The sequence below is a fragment of the Veillonella parvula genome, from assembly GCF_032550495.1.
Lineage (GTDB): Bacteria > Bacillota > Negativicutes > Veillonellales > Veillonellaceae > Veillonella > Veillonella parvula_G.
In genome coordinates this window covers 289368-305848 of record NZ_JAWFZJ010000002.1, presented here as the reverse complement: position 1 = coordinate 305848, position 16481 = coordinate 289368, and the positions used below count along the sequence as shown (strand labels likewise).

Sequence of the window (16481 nt, the reverse complement as noted above, 5' to 3'; positions counted from 1 at the left end):
CATCGTTCAAGTTATATGAAGATGAACAGTAAAGTAAAAAAAAGCCTAGACAACGTCTAGACTTTATACGGTACAGCTAGCTCGCCCTTTTCATACCAAAATAAGCCAGATGTACTAATTTTATGTTCTTTTAAAATGGTCTTTACTTGATCCACTATACTTGAGTCTATTGCAATAGATAAACCGCACATATCGTAAAGCTCTGGGGGGGTGGCCATCAACTGATGAGGCACCTCTAACTCGGTTAATACTTTATCCGCTTTATCACCAAAATAATAGGATGTAAAAACGACAAGTAATTTTTTATTTTCCAATGCCTCACCTCCTACCAAAGTAGATACGATTAAATGTCTTTCATCTCAATGATTCATTCTAGAAATAAGAAATCTACTTTAAATCAGTAGCTCTAAATCGATATATCAAAATAAAATACTAATATTATAGCTTAACAATATTATCTCCAAGGATTGCATCTGTAATAGCGTACATATTTGTAATACTACCTACGCCAACATTTTCTTTTTCACCATAGAAATCTAGGCAAATGCCACAGGCTGCAATTTCAACACCTGCATCAGCTAGCTTTCTAATATTTTCCAAATGAACAGAATCGTTAGTTACCATCTTAACACTGCTATTAATGAAATAGATCTTAGATGGTTTCACATCGGCTTCTACCATGCACACCCAGAAGGTTTTCATCAAATTTCGGCCAAGCTCTTCACTACCTTCACCAAGATAATCCTTCGTCATCAAAATGACGCGATTTCCATAGTTCATAGGTTCACAACTTACTTCCGTTACCGAATTTGCATTTGGTGTCATAGTAAGATAAAAATCCTTGCCATCTTGGCGAATACCTACACCATAACCACGAGACTTACCAAACTTCTCTACATTATCGCGGCTCACTTCATTATCTACAATTGTAATAATAACAGCATTTGGATTCGCATCACTTACCTTCTTAGTTTCAATAACAGGTTTTGGACACAAGCTACCGCGCACATCTACCGTTAATTCCTTTGTATTGCTCATCATACACCTCTATATACATTATATAATTTGTGAAAGTATCAGCTATCAGCTATCAGCTATCAGCTATCAGCTATCAGCTATCAGCTATCAGCTAATAATAATTTAATTAAATATCTATCCTCAATAGTATAGACCTGATTTTTATAATTTTATTCTGTAACGCGTACCGCTAAACCACTGAAGCTTTCAACAGTACCCACAATAGCAGCACAGTCAATACCCGCCTTATGAAAGGCCTGAACAAGCGGCTCACCTTCGCTAGCAGGAACAGAGAATAGTAACCCACCAGAGGTTTGAGGATCAAATACAATATCCGACCATATAGGATCCAAGTCCTCATCAACTTGTACTTCAGTTATAGCCTTGCGATTACCATAAGATGCAGCCGGAATTAACCCCATTTGAGCCGCCTCGATGACATCATCAAAAAGAGGGATGTCGTAAACTTTAATATGAATCGTCACATTAGAAGCACTCGCCATTTCTACGGAGTGTCCCATGAGGCTAAAGCCTGTAACATCTGTACAAGCATGAACTGTAAAGTTATGCGCCACCTCAGCCGCTACACGATTTAAAGTACTCATACTAGTGACGGCCTGTTCCGTGCCTACAGGGAATAAATCTGCTTTCAACGCATTATTCATAATACCTGTACCAATGCGTTTTGTTAGCACCAACACGTCCCCTACTTGAGCACCTTTATTTTTCCAAATCTGATGGGGATTTACTTGACCAGTCACAGACATCCCAAAGATAGGTTCCTTATTTTCAATGCTGTGTCCACCTACGATGGCTGCACCAGCCTCGGCTACAATCGAACCAGCCCCATTTAACACATCCGTCAAAACACCTTGCTCGACGAGAGGAACCGGAAAGCCTACGATATTCATCGCTGTTAAAGGAGTTCCACCCATAGCATACACATCGCTTAGCGCATTAGCAGCTGCAATTTTACCGAATAAACCAGGATCATTAACCATAGGTGTAAAGAAATCTAAGGTTTGCACCAATGCAAAGGTATCCGAGATTTGATATACACCTGCATCATCGGCACCAGTCATATCTGCGAGAACATGTTCGTTAGTAACGGGTGTTACAGCTTTCAGCACACGGTTTAATATATGAGGCCCAATCTTACACGCGCAGCCTCCACTTGTCACATAATCAGTAAGTCGTACCATAATCCCTCCTTACTCATTTTCCGGCAATCGAGAGATGATTTTCTTAACAGCCTTTTCAAATTTAGGGCGCGGCATCAAGAGTTGATGACCACATCCATTACATACGATGAGAAAGTCTGTACCAATTCGCTTAACTTCCCACTCATCACTGCCGCAAGGATGTGATTTTTTCATCTTCACTACATCGCCTACGTAATATCTAACAAATGCCATAGCGCCTCCTTTAACTTCTGTCAGTATTTATATATTTATTATACATAAAATAGTTGATTCTATAAATATATCCTGATTCTATAGTTCAATCGTCTATTACATAACCATAAAATTTTCGCCCTAAATATATAATGTACAGATTTGATATGTCTGCTGTTCTTATAATTAAAACCATAACACAAGAAAAATAGTATTATATAATCACCAAAAGATCACAAAAATGTTTATCTTAATCATTATATTTTATAGGGAAATATTAGTGCATCTAAAGAAATCAACATTAATAACTAAACAATAATGATTTTTCATTTAGTTATCATTCTCAATATCAAAATAAAGATTTTTTATAAATCCCATACTATTCAATCTTTATAAACCCACATTTTTACTACATTGATAATATTTATCATTTAGAAAATTTTCGAAATAAATTTTACAAAAAGACTTGCATTTCTCATTTAGTATGTTACAATATAGTCAACAATGATTATTCGTTAAGTATACGGATAACACATTGTATATAAAACTGTTAAGACGGCAAGTGCCGAAACACACAAATAAGTAAGTACTATTTTAAGAGTTAAGCAAGTGTCTATTTAATCTAAGAATAAGTTTTCTTACTAAGGCGAAGTCGCCCTCGAAATTGATAGAATAAGTATTCTATTCCATTGCATTCACAACCAAGTGGTTATGAATATATACGTTAAGTAACAATTTTGAAAATTATCGTAAGTACAAAGGAGTATTAAAATGGCAGAATTAAAAGGTTCTAACACTGAAAAAAATCTTCAAGCAGCATTTGCTGGCGAATCCCAAGCATTCCAAAAATATACATTCTACGCTAGTGCAGCTCGTAAAGCTGGCATGAACGAAATCGCTGACTATTTCGAAGAAACAGCTCACAACGAATCTGCACATGCTAAATTGTGGTTCAAAGCTCTTCATGGTGGCGATATTTCCGCTGATATCGAAGCTAACCTTCGCGATGCAGCAGCTGGTGAAAACTACGAACATACTACAATGTACAAAGAATTCGCTGACGAAGCTGAAAAAGAAGGCTTTGCTAAAATCGCTTTCCAAATGCGCGAAGTTGGTAAAATCGAAGCTCGTCATGAAGCCCGTTACCTTGCATTAGCAGCTCAAGTATCCGGTAACAAAGTATTCCACAATGACGAACCAGTAGCTTGGATCTGTGCTAACTGCGGTTACGTACACGTTGGTGAAGAAGCTCCAAAAGTTTGCCCTGTATGTGCACACCCACAAGCTTTCTTCCACCGTTTCGTTGAATCCATCTAATCTATAAGTACGACACTAACTAGATTAATAACCTGTAAGTACAGATTTTAATAAAACTATACCTGTAAGTACAATCTAAACTTACAGTAAGTACTGACAACTTCCTTAACAAAAAGACGATGACATTTGTCATCGTCTTTTTTTGCATTCTTTTGCTAGATTTTTATTTTATCTACTAAATTTTTAAATTCTTCTGCTGCTTCATATGGATTATCTGCATGAGCAATAGCAGATATTACGGCTACTCCACTGGCACCAGCTTGCAAAACAGGCGTTGCGTTAGCTAACGTAATCCCACCTATACCAACACAAGGTAATGTTAAGCCTTCTGCTCGTAACTCAGTAATACAATCTGGTCCGCATGGCTCTTGTGCATCAGGTTTGCTACTTGTAGCATACATAGGACCTACACCGACACAATCTGCATACACTACATCAGTCTTATGAAGTTCCTCCACAGAATGAATGGATATACCAACAACCTTATTTCCTACAAGATTACGAACGTCTTCTAAACGCATATCCTCTTGTCCTACGTGAACACCATCAGCATTAACAGCCACTGCTAAGTCTACATCGTCATTAATAATATAAAGCACATTATACATAGCACAAATTTCTTTTAACTGCTGAGCTAATTCTAGTTTCTGTTGTCCTTCTAATGTTCCTATGCCCTTCTCTCTAAACTGAAAGCATGTAACGCCACCCCGACAAGCAGCTTCAACAGTGTCCAATAAATGTCTTTCATTAAATCCTACATCCTGTGTACCACTAATAAAATATACCTTTAATTGATCAGGTACAACTACGGGGCGTATTCGATTTTTAGATAAAAGCATCGCATCATCGAATTCATATAAGGCATCCATAAATGCCACACTAAAGATGCCAGGTTTTACACCGCTCACCTTAACCGCACTTTCACCAGCAAGTCCATAGTAAGCCAGTGCATACGCAAGAAACTCACCGATAGACAGGTTATCCATAAATGGATAATAGGAACTAAAGAATGCAGCTAAGACAGCTCCTAATAGACAGCCGGTCCCTGTTACCGCTGTCATGATTGAGTGACCATGAGGAACTGCAAATACGCGAGTTCCATCAGAAACGTAGTCCTCTTCCCCCGTTGCGACGACAGGACAGTTAATTTGGCGTGCAAGACGATACGTTATAATTGCGCTATCCTCAACTTGTTCTCCATCTACACCCTTACCCGAAAGAGAACTATCAATCTTATGATTTGTATTAAGAGCATCATAGATGGCTTTAATTTCACTTTGGTTCCCTCGTAGCAACGAAATAGCACCAGTTTTAATCAAGTCTAAAACAACAGATAATCGATAAGCCCCGGCGTGACAACCCACAGGGTCTAGTATAATGGGTACCTCATGAGCCTTCGCTAATTTAACAGCCTCTTTGTAATAAGTAACCTTATCTGGTGTAACGGTCCCAATATTGATGAGCAGTGCAGAAGCATGAACGATAAGGTCTTTTAAGTCTTCGCTACACTCACTCATCACGGGTGATGCACCGATGGCTAGCAAACCGTTAGCTGTAAAGGTCCGCACCACATCATTGGTAATACAAATAACAAGAGGATTTTTTTTGCGTAGAGACTCTAATATATTCAGTTCGGAACAATTTGAACCATTTATATTTGGATTGTTGTAGGTCATATAACTATCTCCTCTAGTCATTTTTCAAAAGTTCATCCATCGTTTGAGGGCCATTTACCAATAACCCATAAGCCATATGATTAACAGGTCCACAGCCATTTCCAAGTGCTGGATTATGCTTAATCGCAAGGGAAATATAGTTCTTTGCAATGCCAATTGCATCCATTACATCACGCCCTTTGGCGAGCTCTGCCGTAATAACCGCCGAGAAGGTGCAACCCGTACCGTGAGTATGAACAGTATCATATTTAGGACTTGTCCACGTACGCACATCTCCATCTTTGGTGAAAGCATAATCCGTAGCATCATCTCCAATATGGCCGCCTTTTATAATAACCACTCGAGGTCCTAATTCATGTAAAATACGCTTAGCTGCTGTTGTAATGTCACTTTCACAAGAGATAGACATATCCGCTAACACCTCTGCCTCGCTACGATTAGGTGTAATAACTGTAGCGACCGGAATGAGTTTAGATTTTAAGAAATCGACGGCCTCATCCGATACAAGTCGATCACCGCTGGTGGCAATCATAACTGGATCCATCACATAAGGGATGTTCTTACTCACATAAGGATAGATGAGATCCATCATCTCTGGTAAAGCAATCATACCTGTCTTAACGGCTTGAGGAAGAATATCTGAATATACATCGTGTAACTGTTTTTCTATGCTTTCTAGCGATAGGTGTTCTACGTGGTGAACCCCTGTTGTATTTTGGGCTACTACGGAGGTAACCACTGCCATACCATATACATGGCGGCTTTGGAATGATTTTAGATCGGCCATAATGCCAGCGCCACCACTAGGGTCGGTACCGGCAATTGTTAATGCTGTATGTAGTTTCATTATGCCTCCTTATGTAACAAATTACGTCGAGATAAGATTTGTAATACCACGAAGCCAATACAAGCTCCGCTAATAGAACTCATGGAGAAAGAGGTAATCAAGGTCAACAAGGCCAATGGTTTGCCTAGTAGAAAGTTAGCAATTGGATAGCTAATAAAAGCCCCGAGAATACCTGTACCTATGATTTCTCCTAGAGCCGCCGCCCATATGGAATTGTATTTCTTATATAAATAAGCAGATAACCAAGCCCCAATCATGCTACCAGGAAAGGCTAGCGGAGAGCCTAGTGCTAGTACATTACGTAAGCAAGAGGTACTAAAGGCTGCGCCTACGGAGAATCTCGCCCCAACTATAACGGCTAAGATCACATTTATCATATGTTGAAATGGAAAAATTCGGGCCGGGCCAATGGGAATCGACGTAGTCGATAAGACGACACCTAAGGCTACACATATACTAGCAATAATCAGTTTTTTCATAATACCTCCAACTAAATAAAAAATGAGACCACCTCAAATGGAATGGTCTCGTAATAGTTTGGTATTATGTTTCATTCCACTTCCCTACGCCAGTATTATCTGGATCAGGTCTAGGGTTTTGAATGATCAATCTCAGCAAAAGCACCCCTAGTGGCCATATATTTTTATACTCTAGTTATAACATCATTATACAATCTATGCAACAAAAGAATTGACGGTTCTCCCACCACCTCGTATAATGAAGCCATAATGGGGTGCTCACACGAGTGGGCTGAGAGTAAGCTAATGCTTTAACCCATAACCTGATTTGGATAATGCCAACGTAGGGAACATAGAGGATTAAAAGCCGAGTTCCCATGAGCTCGGCTTTTTCTATGACTTCCTGGCAAGGAGGACGTATGACAGATACACACATTACACAACCACAGTTCGCCATGATATGGTTTGGTGCCGCCCTATCTATAGCGGAGATTATGACCGGCACCTATCTGGCACCCTTAGGCCTCACTCAAGGACTATATGCCATCATCTTAGGCCATATCATCGGCGGTATTCTGCTCTTTGGAGCAGGACTCATCGGTGGCCGTTTGCGGCAAGGCAGTATGAACACGACAGCCTTTAGCTTTGGTCCCTTAGGGGCAAAGGGCTTTGCCTTTTTAAATATGGTCCAACTCATCGGTTGGACTAGTATCATGATTTACGATGCCATGCTTGCCTTACAAGAACTGGCGCCCCTATCTCCTATGATTTGGACTATTGCTATTGGGGCGCTCGTCATTTTATGGCTCTTCATCGGCCTCCATAATACGGGTTATGTGCAAGCCATCGTATCTCTTTTATTACTAAGTCTTACCTTTTATATGGGGATGCATATGATCGCTCAATGGCCTAGTGAAAGCAACCTTGTTTCAGATGGCTCAATGAGCTTTATAGCCGCCCTCGAATTATCGATTGCTATGCCATTATCTTGGCTGCCCCTCATCAGTGACTATACGCGTGAAAGTAAACATCCTTTCACCGCATCACTTACAAGTGCTACAATCTACACGGTAACGAGTATCGTCATGTATACCTTAGGTCTTAGTGCGGCCATCTTTGGTGGTGGAGACTCTATTATTACCATTATGATGAATGCAGGCCTTGGCCTAGCAGGGCTCCTCGTAATTATCTTCTCTACTGTCACTACAACCTTTATGGACGCTTACTCTGCAGGTGTTTCTAGCACCACAATCTATAATAGTGCATCTAGTAAGGGCATTGCAGTTATTGTTACCATCGTTGGCACTATTGCAGCTATCTTGTATCCGATGGACGATATTACAGACTTCTTATACCTCATCGGATCTGTCTTTACCCCAATGATTGCCATCTTGCTAGCGGACTACTTTATGAATCGTCAACAAGTGCAAACTCTATCGGCTTTTTTAGTACGCGGCACAATTTGGGCTGTATCGGTCGGTTTATATCACTATATGTTACACAGTGAAAGCACCGTAGGTGCTACATTACCAGCCTTTACAATGGCCTTTATCATAACTACTATCATTGGTTTCGTAAGTAAAGCAGTAAAGGTCTCTACAGAAGTTAAACAACCATAATAGGATATATACAACAAGCATCCAAGATAGGAGACTAACTAAATAGGAACTGCTATATAAACAATAAAACCCCTTTAGGAGCAATAACTCGTATGAAGGGGTTTTGTTATTTAGATTCTTTTATTTACATTATTGTTATTTAGATATTTGAATTTGGCCTTCTTCACAGGTCCAGTGCCGATCTCCAACCATTTCGGCTTCGCTTTCATCATGGGTAACCCATACACAAGGTACATCCCACTCGCGAATAATGGACACCAAATCTTCGCGCACATGCTTTCGCAAGTTCCAATCTAAAGCAGATAAAGGCTCATCAAGAAGCAAGATAGTCGGTTTAGAGTAGAGCGCACGTCCCAAAGCAACTCGTTGCTGTTCGCCACCAGACAGACTGCCAGCCTTCGTTTTGCGATATTTCTCAAGGCTTAAACGCTGCAATAGACTATTGCACATGTCAGGTGTGCCTCGTTTGCTATAGGTAATATTATGTTCCACAGACAAATGAGGGAATACGATGTTGCCTTGTGGCATATAGCCTACCTGACGTTTTTGAGCGGGAACCCAAATCTTATTATCTCGATCCGCCCACGTTGTTTCATTACAGTGAATACTACCTGTAGTGGGTTTTACCAGTCCTGCAATGCATTTAATGAAAGTACTTTTACCACTGCCAGATTGACCTGTCAAAACGGTAATACCAGAAGGAAGTACCCCATCGGCTTTCACAGTCACAGAAGGTCTAGCTACGGTAAAGGAAAATGTAATCATCGGACCTCCTAATTATTATCAATGTGACGGAACAAGGACCCCTTTGTGATGAGGTGAATCCCACTCAACAATGCCAATGTGAGCACACAAATATAGATAACTAATTCAAAAGCATCCATGTACTGCCCTGCCTCTACGTAAGAGTAGATAGCAAGTGGCATGGTGCGCGTTACCTTTGGAATATTACCGGCAATCAAGATTGTGGCACCGAACTCGCCCATAGCACGACAGAAGGCTAAGATACTGCCCGTCAAAATGCCTTTCCAAGCGAGTGGTACGGAGATAGTAAAAAAGATACGTAACTCTGAAGCACCTAATGTACGCGCTACGTCCTCCATATTATGATCGACGGATTGCAATGCTGAACGCACCGTTTGATAAAACAGCGGAAATGCAATTACAGAGGAGGCTATCACGGCACCGGATGCAGCAAAAACAACACTCATATCATGAGCTTCAAGCCAAGCACCAAACGCATAACCTGGAGTAAATACCATAAGTAACGCAAAACCAACAACTACCGGAGGCAGTACAAGTGGCAAGGTAATAAGTGCATCAAGAATGGCAATACCACCCCACTTGCAACGGTTCATCCAGTAACAAGTCGCTAAGCCACTTAAAATAACTATAATAAGAGCTATACTTGCCACCCATAGCGACAGCCATAATGGACTCATGTCACGCCCCCTTTCTATACACAACAACTCTAAAGTATGTGCTATATCTATTAATTCAAAAATACTTTTCAAACAAATTATATGCACAAAATCATATCATATGCTAGATTATTAAGCACTCATCACTACAAATGAGTAAAAGAAAAAGCATACAGTGAGCAATCATAAGATTAGTAATATCAATAATATCTCTATTGTATCATAAGAAAACGCTAGCCCTGAAAGCTAGCGCTTTACTCTTATTTAGAAGTAGAGAAACCGTATTTTTCTAATACTTTTTGGCCTTCTGGGCTCATTACGTATTGGTAGAAGTCTTTTGCCAATGCGTTGTCATATTTTTTAATAATACCAATTGGATAGATAACTGGATCATGGGAATCAGCCGGTGTTACTGCAGAGATTTCAACTGCATCGCCCGCTGCGATAGCATCAGTTTTATAGATGAAACCAGCATCACCAGCACCTTGGCTAATGGAAGCTGTTACAGCTTTTACATCTTTAGCGTATACTACATTAGGTTCTACCTGTTCCCAAACGCCTAGTTTTGTTAATACTTGTTTACCATAGTTACCAGCTGGTACTGTTTCAGGATTGCCCAATACGATACGCTTTACTGTAGCGATTTGATTTAGCTCAACCTTAGGTTGACCTTTTGGAACTACGAGAACGAGTTCATTAGTTACGAATGGTTTTACATCAGTTACCAAATCTTTTTCTTGTAACATTTTCATATTTTTCTCGTCAGCAGAAATAAATAAACTAGCTGGTGCACCTTGTTCGATTTGTTGACGTAATGTACCAGAACCAGCGAAGTTAATAGCGATTTGATCATCCGCTAAGTTATGGCTTTTTTTGTAAGCATCAGCCAATTCTGTAAGAGCACCTTTGAGGCTTGCTGCAGCTTGTACAGTAATCTTTTCAGATGTGCTTGGTTTAGCTGACTCAGCTGGTTTACTTGCATCATTGCCACAACCGACTAAAAAGGCAAGCATGAAAACGCTCATTAACACTAATAAAATTCGTTTCATAATTCCTCCTGTGCATCCCTTAAAACGCCACACTGTAAAAGCTATGGTAACACCTAGAGACACCTCGTGTACTAACAAACTAAAATATACAATATATTCATATTATACTATAAATCGATGGTTAAAGTCGTATATCCAAAATCACATATTGCATAGATATTTCTGATGATTATGATAAGTAATTATAATCGATAAATTTTTAAGCCCCAAACAATAGATACTATGGTATGATAATACTACAAAGGATAAAAATATTTTAAAAAACTTATTCACTTACAGCTTATATAAAACAACTGTATATTTACTACATATAGTTATACGATTAATTAAAACTATGCCTTATATATTAACTAATATATTAAAGAAAAACTCTAGGTGAGATGATGAATCTATTCGAATTAGTAGGCCATATTTTTATGAATTCTATGGTCCCTATCTTAGTACTTATAGGCGTGGGATTTATATTAGATAGAAGATTTAAACTCGATCTATATACGCTGAGTAAACTAAACTTTTATATATTGTTACCTACCTTTATATTTCGAGCGATGTATGAAGCTAAACTTAACTCAGGTACTTTGGAGATTGTATTCTGTGCGCTCTGTGTACTCATATTAAACTCCATCCTTTCAGATGTGGTAGGTAAGATGCAAGGATATGATGTGGCTAAGATTGCAACCTTAAAAAACTGCGTTATGTTTAATAACGTTGGGAATATGGGTGTCGCCCTTGCTATCTTTGTATTTACTAACATTCCATACGTCATCGATGGTGCTACCCCCTATGCTAATCTAGGTTTAGTGAGTGTTGTATCTATCATGATCATACAAACTATTAGCAGTAATACCTACGGTTTCTACCAAGCGGGAGCAGGACGATTAACCCCTCGGGATGCACTAAAAGTCGTATTCCACATGCCCATGGTATATGCTATCCCACTGGCGCTACTTTGCCACCTATTCCCTTTCGATTTACACGGTCTCTTCTTCTTTGCACCGCTCAATATATTTGCCAATGCTTTCGTTGGCGTCGCTATGATTGCCTTGGGTGTTCAAATTAATAGAACACCGCTAAACTTCTTTAAGATGGATGTCATGCTTGCTACTACATTACGGCTCATTGTAAGTCCACTCATAGCCGCTGGTATTACCATACTATTCATTATGTTCTACGGTCCTATGCATCCAATAGCGGCACAAACCATCATCATAACCTACAGCGTACCTACGGCTATCAATATGTCTCTTATTGCTATTGAAATGAAGAATAATCCAGAATATGCTACACAAATCGTAATGGGCACAACTATTTTATCCGCTATAACTATGCCACTGTTTATTACTATAGCCTATTATCTATTCCCATTATATTAAAATAAAAAATCATAGTTATAAAAAATCACTCATAGCCATATGACTATGAGTGATTTTTTATGCCTTAGCATTTAGCCTTGTTAAACAAGTTACACAAGCTGTAACAATTATAGCACCAATAATTTCATTCAAGGCTAAATTATGATTAAGAATAACTACATCTAAAGCTAAAGTAACTATTGGTCCCATTGCACTAATAACGGCTGCAAGAGATGCATTAATTCTTTTAAGACCAAAAGACATCAAGTATGAAGGAATGATAGAACAAAAAATGGCCAAAAATACTAAATAAATCATAGTATGTGTTTGGAGTGTTGAAAATGTAGTAAAATTTTTGCTATCAATTATAAAGCCGAGAAGTAAAAGTACTGTAGTTATACACATATAAGTACTGGTAAAAATAGTAGAACTAATATTCGAAACAGCCCTCTTACTATAAATAATAAACAACGCCCAAAAGATGGCAGAAAGAAAGACTAGTGAAATGCCTATTAAAGTATCTGTAAGGTGGTTATCAACGGTAGGATTAAACATAATTGCTAATCCTAGCACAGTAGATACAATTAAAACTACTTTTGAAAATGTAATGCGTGATAAATCTGATGATAACAGAAAAACGTAAATTGGAAATGTAAATAGAACAGCACGTTCTAATGAGGCAGATATATATAATAATCCTATGAAGTCCGTTATAGATGAAGATACATAAAGAATAGCCCCCAAAAATGAGTATTTAAAAACCTTACTTTTATTCACGCTATTCCAATCAAAGCGAATCATTGGTATAAGAAAAAAAGGTAATGATAAAACAGCCCTACACACAAGAACATTTAAGGGGCTCAGTGAATCTAAATAAATTAGTTTTGCCCATATAGATTTTGTTGATAAGAATACAGTAGCTAAAAACACCACTAATATTCCTATATTTTTCATTAACAGATTCACTTTATATACTTCTCCATAATCAAATACAACTCAAATAAAATATATAAAATATAAAAACACATTTCATCCTAAGTAGGACGAAATGTGTTCATTATAAAAAATTTAAATTATTGATGAGCTACGTGTTCCATCCCCATGCGAACTAAACATTCAACATGATCATCGTTTAGAGAATAGTATGCTGTTTTCCCATCTTTACGATATGTAACAAGGCGTGCTTGGCGCAATACACGCAATTGATGAGAAATAGCAGATTGTCCCATCTCCATGGTTTCTGCAATGTGATTAACACACATTTCATTTTCTAGTAATAGCTCTACTATTTTAAGGCGTGTAGGATCACCCAAGATTTTAAACAGTTCTGCTAGCTTCAGCAATGATTCTTGTTTGTCGGTCATATAATCCCCCTTTTTTAATCCTATCCATTCTTTTTTGTAGCTCTTCTATGTCACTAATCGATACGTCTTAACGTATAACACCAATATGTATGGCATACATATAGACATTATATCATTTTTAACATAAAAAAGAGACTTTGAGAAACCAAAGTCTCTTTTTTTATCATATCTATATAAGATATAAGATATAAATTATTTAATGATTAATACAGGGCAAGTGGAGTGGCTAGTTACATAGCTACTTACGCTACCCATGAATAAGCCTTTCAAAGGGCCAAGACCACGGCTACCCATTACGATGAGATCAGCATTATATTTTTTTGCCACTGCAAGTAGTGCAGGTCCAGGGGAGCCAACTTCAAATACGCTTTTAACTTTTACGCCTGCAGGAATTTCTTTCACTACATCATTAAGAATTTCCTTACCAGTTTCTTCCATATCCTCAGCAATTTGCTCAGATACATATCCACCAGAAATTGGTGTTTGATCAAAATTGGAAATAGCAGACACAATATTTGCAACGTGAACAACAATCAATTCAGCTTGGTTGCGATCCGCTACAGCGAGAGCATGTTCCAACGCACGTTTAGCATTTTCAGAACCATCAGTAGGTACGACAATAGTTTTGTAGGTAACCATAATAACCCCTCCTATTCCTAATCCCTCAAAGGGGATATGATCAAATATCGTTTAGCCTATACTAATATATTCTAGACCATCAAGGAAAACTCCTCTTTTTTCTGAGGATTTATTACATTATAGCACAAATCGTACAGAATTATACAAATAAAAGAATATTATGCGTATATTAAAGAACCTGAGACGATTGATTTGTATTAAGTGTAGTAGTCAATTTAAAACCATCTAATATATCTATAAGTTCCTGAGTAGCAAGATTGCTAGTGGATGGACCAATCATTCGAGCTACTGCTACATTACCTTCATTGCCAAGAATAATTGTTGCGCCAAAGGATACTGGTTCCGCTACAGATGTATCAGATGTATTTGGATTTTTCATATGGCCCGCCAAATAGAACATCACATTACCGTCAATGATATGCGTTTCATAACGAGTAATCGTGGCCTTGTTCACATCAACCAATTGTTTAAGATAATAATCACCAAGCATCTGCTTAGCCATCATAGTTGGCATACCGGAGCTGACAGCTTGTACTGGAATTGTAAAGGACTCAATGTCAAGGCGTACATTATGTTTAGTAAAAGCAATCTTACCTTTTTCATTAAGACGGGTAAAACCTTTTGGATAGGTAAATTTGATACCTTCTGCAACACTGATATCGCTTGTGCCGGTTAATATTTTTTTTACCCCTTTAATAGCATTAGAACCGCGCTTATTGATCAATTCAAAGGATGGAATTGTATGCTCCATCAAACCTAGCTCCATAAACTCTGCACGAACAGGTGCATACGTACTAGACAAATTGTACCGATGAGTTGGATCTTTCTCCATGATAAATTCTGCTTCAAATACAGACTGAACCGGCTCTGTAGATGTCATATCTGCATAAGATTTTGGTGTACTCTTATCCCAGCGTGCGGAAACTGCACCTTTCTTAGCAAAGAACCCACCAACAATATCATTATGCTCAAAGTTATTGCTATGTTGGCGCCAAATATTCAAATACTCCTCATTAGACATGCCCTTAATAGGTACACCATACCAAGTTGTATTCCATTCTTTTTGAGATACTCCTTCTTGCGGTGTATTATTGCGCTTAGTAAAAGATACTGTATAGGAATCCTCTTGGGTAGGGCCCGCTAAATTAAAGGAATACCCTTGAATATGTTCGCTTTCACTACGTACATCCATATCTAGCATAACACCATCAGCTACACGCCAAGGAATCGAGAACATATAACCATTTTTGTAATCCTTCACCACCGTGTTCATCTTAGTAGCATAGGATTTGTATTGTTCTGGCAAAATAGATGCGGAATCCTTCTGAGATTCCACAATAGATAAAGGTGTATCAGGCGTCTTCTGTAAACCTTCCGCCATAATAGAAGTCGTTCCCAAAGCCATGACAGCTAAGGTTGCCGCAAATAAACGTAACTTCATAGAACCTCCTATAACATATTATCCAAGAACGCTTTCGTTCTTTCGTTCTGCGGATGACTAAAAATTTGTTCTGGTGTTCCTTCTTCTTGAATAACACCATCAGCCATAAAGATAACACGATCCGATACTTCACGAGCAAAGTTCATTTCATGAGTTACGATAATCATCGTCATGTGATCGTCCGCCAATTGTTTGATTGTCTTAAGAACCTCACCAGTAAGCTCAGGATCAAGAGCAGATGTGGGTTCATCAAAAAGCATGATTTCTGGATTCATCGCTAGCGCACGGGCAATAGCTACACGCTGTTGCTGACCGCCAGACAAGCGAGATGGATACATATCTCGTTTTTCCCATAATCCTACTTTATTGAGTAATTGCTCTGCAATCGGTGAGATTTCGTCATCTTTCATACCTTTTACCATACGTGGAGCAATCATAATATTATCTAATACCGTCATATGCGGGAACAAGTTGAAAGATTGGAATACCATACCCATGCGGAGCAATAATTCATGCTGAGTTTGAGGAGAAGCGTATTTTACAACCCCATTTTCAGTACTAGCAAGAATCGTACCATCAACGGTAATAGAGCCTCCATCAATCGTTTCTAACTGACCCAAGCAGCGTAAAAATGTAGATTTACCAGAACCAGAAGGTCCGATAATAGAAACAATTTCGCCTCTATTCATTTTGAGCGACACATCGCGCAATACGGTTTGATTATTAAAGCGTTTTTCAATACGCTCCATATTTACAAATGTCATAAGTACCTCTTACATCGTCAGATTAAGTATATAATTAGCGTCTCAAGTAAAGATATCTCATCTACGAAATCGCATCTATAGACATCAAATAAAAGTATTCCACCTATAAAACTAGCTACACCA

The 16481-nt window shown here is 38.5% G+C and carries 18 protein-coding genes and 2 riboswitches; of the genes, 3 read left to right on the top strand and 15 right to left on the bottom strand.

The features are described from left to right. Window positions 1-56: 56 nt before the first annotated feature. The 4 genes from E6X37_RS05555 to E6X37_RS05540 form a co-directional block, all read right to left on the bottom strand. Complete coding sequence (locus E6X37_RS05555) at window positions 57-314, bottom strand: DUF3343 domain-containing protein (RefSeq protein ID WP_004693822.1); 258 nt, start codon at window positions 312-314, stop codon at window positions 57-59. Between the two features lie 124 nt (window positions 315-438). Then, window positions 439-1038, bottom strand: coding sequence for a sulfurtransferase-like selenium metabolism protein YedF (yedF, locus tag E6X37_RS05550; protein ID WP_316581472.1), 600 nt, complete (start codon window positions 1036-1038; stop codon window positions 439-441). 149 nt (window positions 1039-1187) lie between these two features. Then, on the bottom strand, window positions 1188-2219 hold the full coding sequence (gene selD, locus E6X37_RS05545) for a selenide, water dikinase SelD (RefSeq protein WP_004697987.1): 1032 nt from the start codon (window positions 2217-2219) through the stop codon (window positions 1188-1190). A 9-nt stretch (window positions 2220-2228) separates the two neighbouring features. Continuing rightward, window positions 2229-2432 carry a DUF951 domain-containing protein gene (locus tag E6X37_RS05540; RefSeq protein WP_005387793.1) on the bottom strand — a complete coding sequence of 68 codons (204 nt, stop codon included), beginning with the start codon at window positions 2430-2432 and terminating at the stop codon, window positions 2229-2231. 750 nt (window positions 2433-3182) lie between these two features. On the opposite strand from E6X37_RS05540, the gene rbr reads away from it, so the two are divergent. After that, entirely contained in the window at window positions 3183-3728 is a 546-nt protein-coding gene (gene rbr / locus E6X37_RS05535) for a rubrerythrin (RefSeq protein WP_004693830.1), read from the top strand. 155 nt (window positions 3729-3883) lie between these two features. On the opposite strand, the gene thiM is transcribed toward rbr, so the two are convergent. Genes thiM through thiW form a run of 3 tightly spaced genes read right to left on the bottom strand, consistent with a single transcriptional unit; the run spans window position 3884 to window position 6730 of the window. Further along, entirely contained in the window at window positions 3884-5404 is a 1521-nt protein-coding gene (gene thiM, locus E6X37_RS05530) for a hydroxyethylthiazole kinase (RefSeq protein WP_278622201.1), read from the bottom strand. A 13-nt stretch (window positions 5405-5417) separates the two neighbouring features. Beyond that, window positions 5418-6251 (bottom strand): bifunctional hydroxymethylpyrimidine kinase/phosphomethylpyrimidine kinase, encoded by an 834-nt coding sequence (gene thiD / locus E6X37_RS05525; protein WP_004697995.1) that lies wholly within the window; start codon window positions 6249-6251, stop codon window positions 5418-5420. Then, the gene (gene thiW, locus E6X37_RS05520) at window positions 6251-6730 is read right to left on the bottom strand and encodes an energy coupling factor transporter S component ThiW (protein WP_004698006.1); all 480 of its coding nucleotides are present in this window, start codon (window positions 6728-6730) and stop codon (window positions 6251-6253) included. The genes thiD and thiW overlap by 1 nt, the downstream gene beginning before the upstream one ends. A gap of 64 nt (window positions 6731-6794) precedes the next feature. Next, a riboswitch (TPP riboswitch) is annotated at window positions 6795-6889 on the bottom strand. A gap of 81 nt (window positions 6890-6970) precedes the next feature. Continuing rightward, window positions 6971-7076: riboswitch (TPP riboswitch) on the top strand. 52 nt (window positions 7077-7128) lie between these two features. Here thiW and cytX point away from each other — a divergent pair. Continuing rightward, window positions 7129-8328: a putative hydroxymethylpyrimidine transporter CytX gene (gene cytX / locus E6X37_RS05515; protein WP_316581471.1), complete on the top strand. Its 1200-nt coding sequence runs from the start codon at window positions 7129-7131 to the stop codon at window positions 8326-8328. A 135-nt stretch (window positions 8329-8463) separates the two neighbouring features. Here cytX and E6X37_RS05510 read toward each other — a convergent pair whose 3' ends face one another. From E6X37_RS05510 to modA, 3 genes are all read right to left on the bottom strand, one after another. Then, on the bottom strand, window positions 8464-9093 hold the full coding sequence (locus tag E6X37_RS05510; RefSeq protein ID WP_316689667.1) for an ATP-binding cassette domain-containing protein: 630 nt from the start codon (window positions 9091-9093) through the stop codon (window positions 8464-8466). 8 nt (window positions 9094-9101) lie between these two features. Further along, the gene (gene modB / locus E6X37_RS05505) at window positions 9102-9770 is read right to left on the bottom strand and encodes a molybdate ABC transporter permease subunit (RefSeq protein WP_278618475.1); all 669 of its coding nucleotides are present in this window, start codon (window positions 9768-9770) and stop codon (window positions 9102-9104) included. Between the two features lie 239 nt (window positions 9771-10009). Next, window positions 10010-10798: a molybdate ABC transporter substrate-binding protein gene (gene modA / locus E6X37_RS05500; RefSeq protein WP_008715397.1), complete on the bottom strand. Its 789-nt coding sequence runs from the start codon at window positions 10796-10798 to the stop codon at window positions 10010-10012. A gap of 383 nt (window positions 10799-11181) precedes the next feature. On the opposite strand from modA, the gene E6X37_RS05495 reads away from it, so the two are divergent. Beyond that, the gene (locus E6X37_RS05495) at window positions 11182-12171 is read left to right on the top strand and encodes an AEC family transporter (RefSeq protein WP_316581470.1); all 990 of its coding nucleotides are present in this window, start codon (window positions 11182-11184) and stop codon (window positions 12169-12171) included. Window positions 12172-12228: 57 nt separating this feature from the next. On the opposite strand, the gene E6X37_RS05490 is transcribed toward E6X37_RS05495, so the two are convergent. The 5 genes from E6X37_RS05490 to E6X37_RS05470 all read right to left on the bottom strand — a co-directional run bounded on the left by E6X37_RS05490 (window position 12229) and on the right by E6X37_RS05470 (window position 16358). Continuing rightward, window positions 12229-13104: a DMT family transporter gene (locus E6X37_RS05490; protein ID WP_232192021.1), complete on the bottom strand. Its 876-nt coding sequence runs from the start codon at window positions 13102-13104 to the stop codon at window positions 12229-12231. A gap of 119 nt (window positions 13105-13223) precedes the next feature. Beyond that, entirely contained in the window at window positions 13224-13514 is a 291-nt protein-coding gene (locus E6X37_RS05485) for an ArsR/SmtB family transcription factor (RefSeq protein WP_004693850.1), read from the bottom strand. Window positions 13515-13706: 192 nt separating this feature from the next. Next, entirely contained in the window at window positions 13707-14153 is a 447-nt protein-coding gene (locus E6X37_RS05480; RefSeq protein ID WP_004693853.1) for a universal stress protein, read from the bottom strand. Window positions 14154-14322: 169 nt separating this feature from the next. After that, window positions 14323-15594: a hypothetical protein gene (locus E6X37_RS05475; RefSeq protein WP_278456660.1), complete on the bottom strand. Its 1272-nt coding sequence runs from the start codon at window positions 15592-15594 to the stop codon at window positions 14323-14325. Window positions 15595-15602: 8 nt separating this feature from the next. Next, a complete protein-coding gene (locus E6X37_RS05470) occupies window positions 15603-16358 on the bottom strand; it encodes an amino acid ABC transporter ATP-binding protein (protein ID WP_077708072.1) in 756 nt (251 codons plus the stop codon). Window positions 16359-16481: the final 123 nt, after the last annotated feature.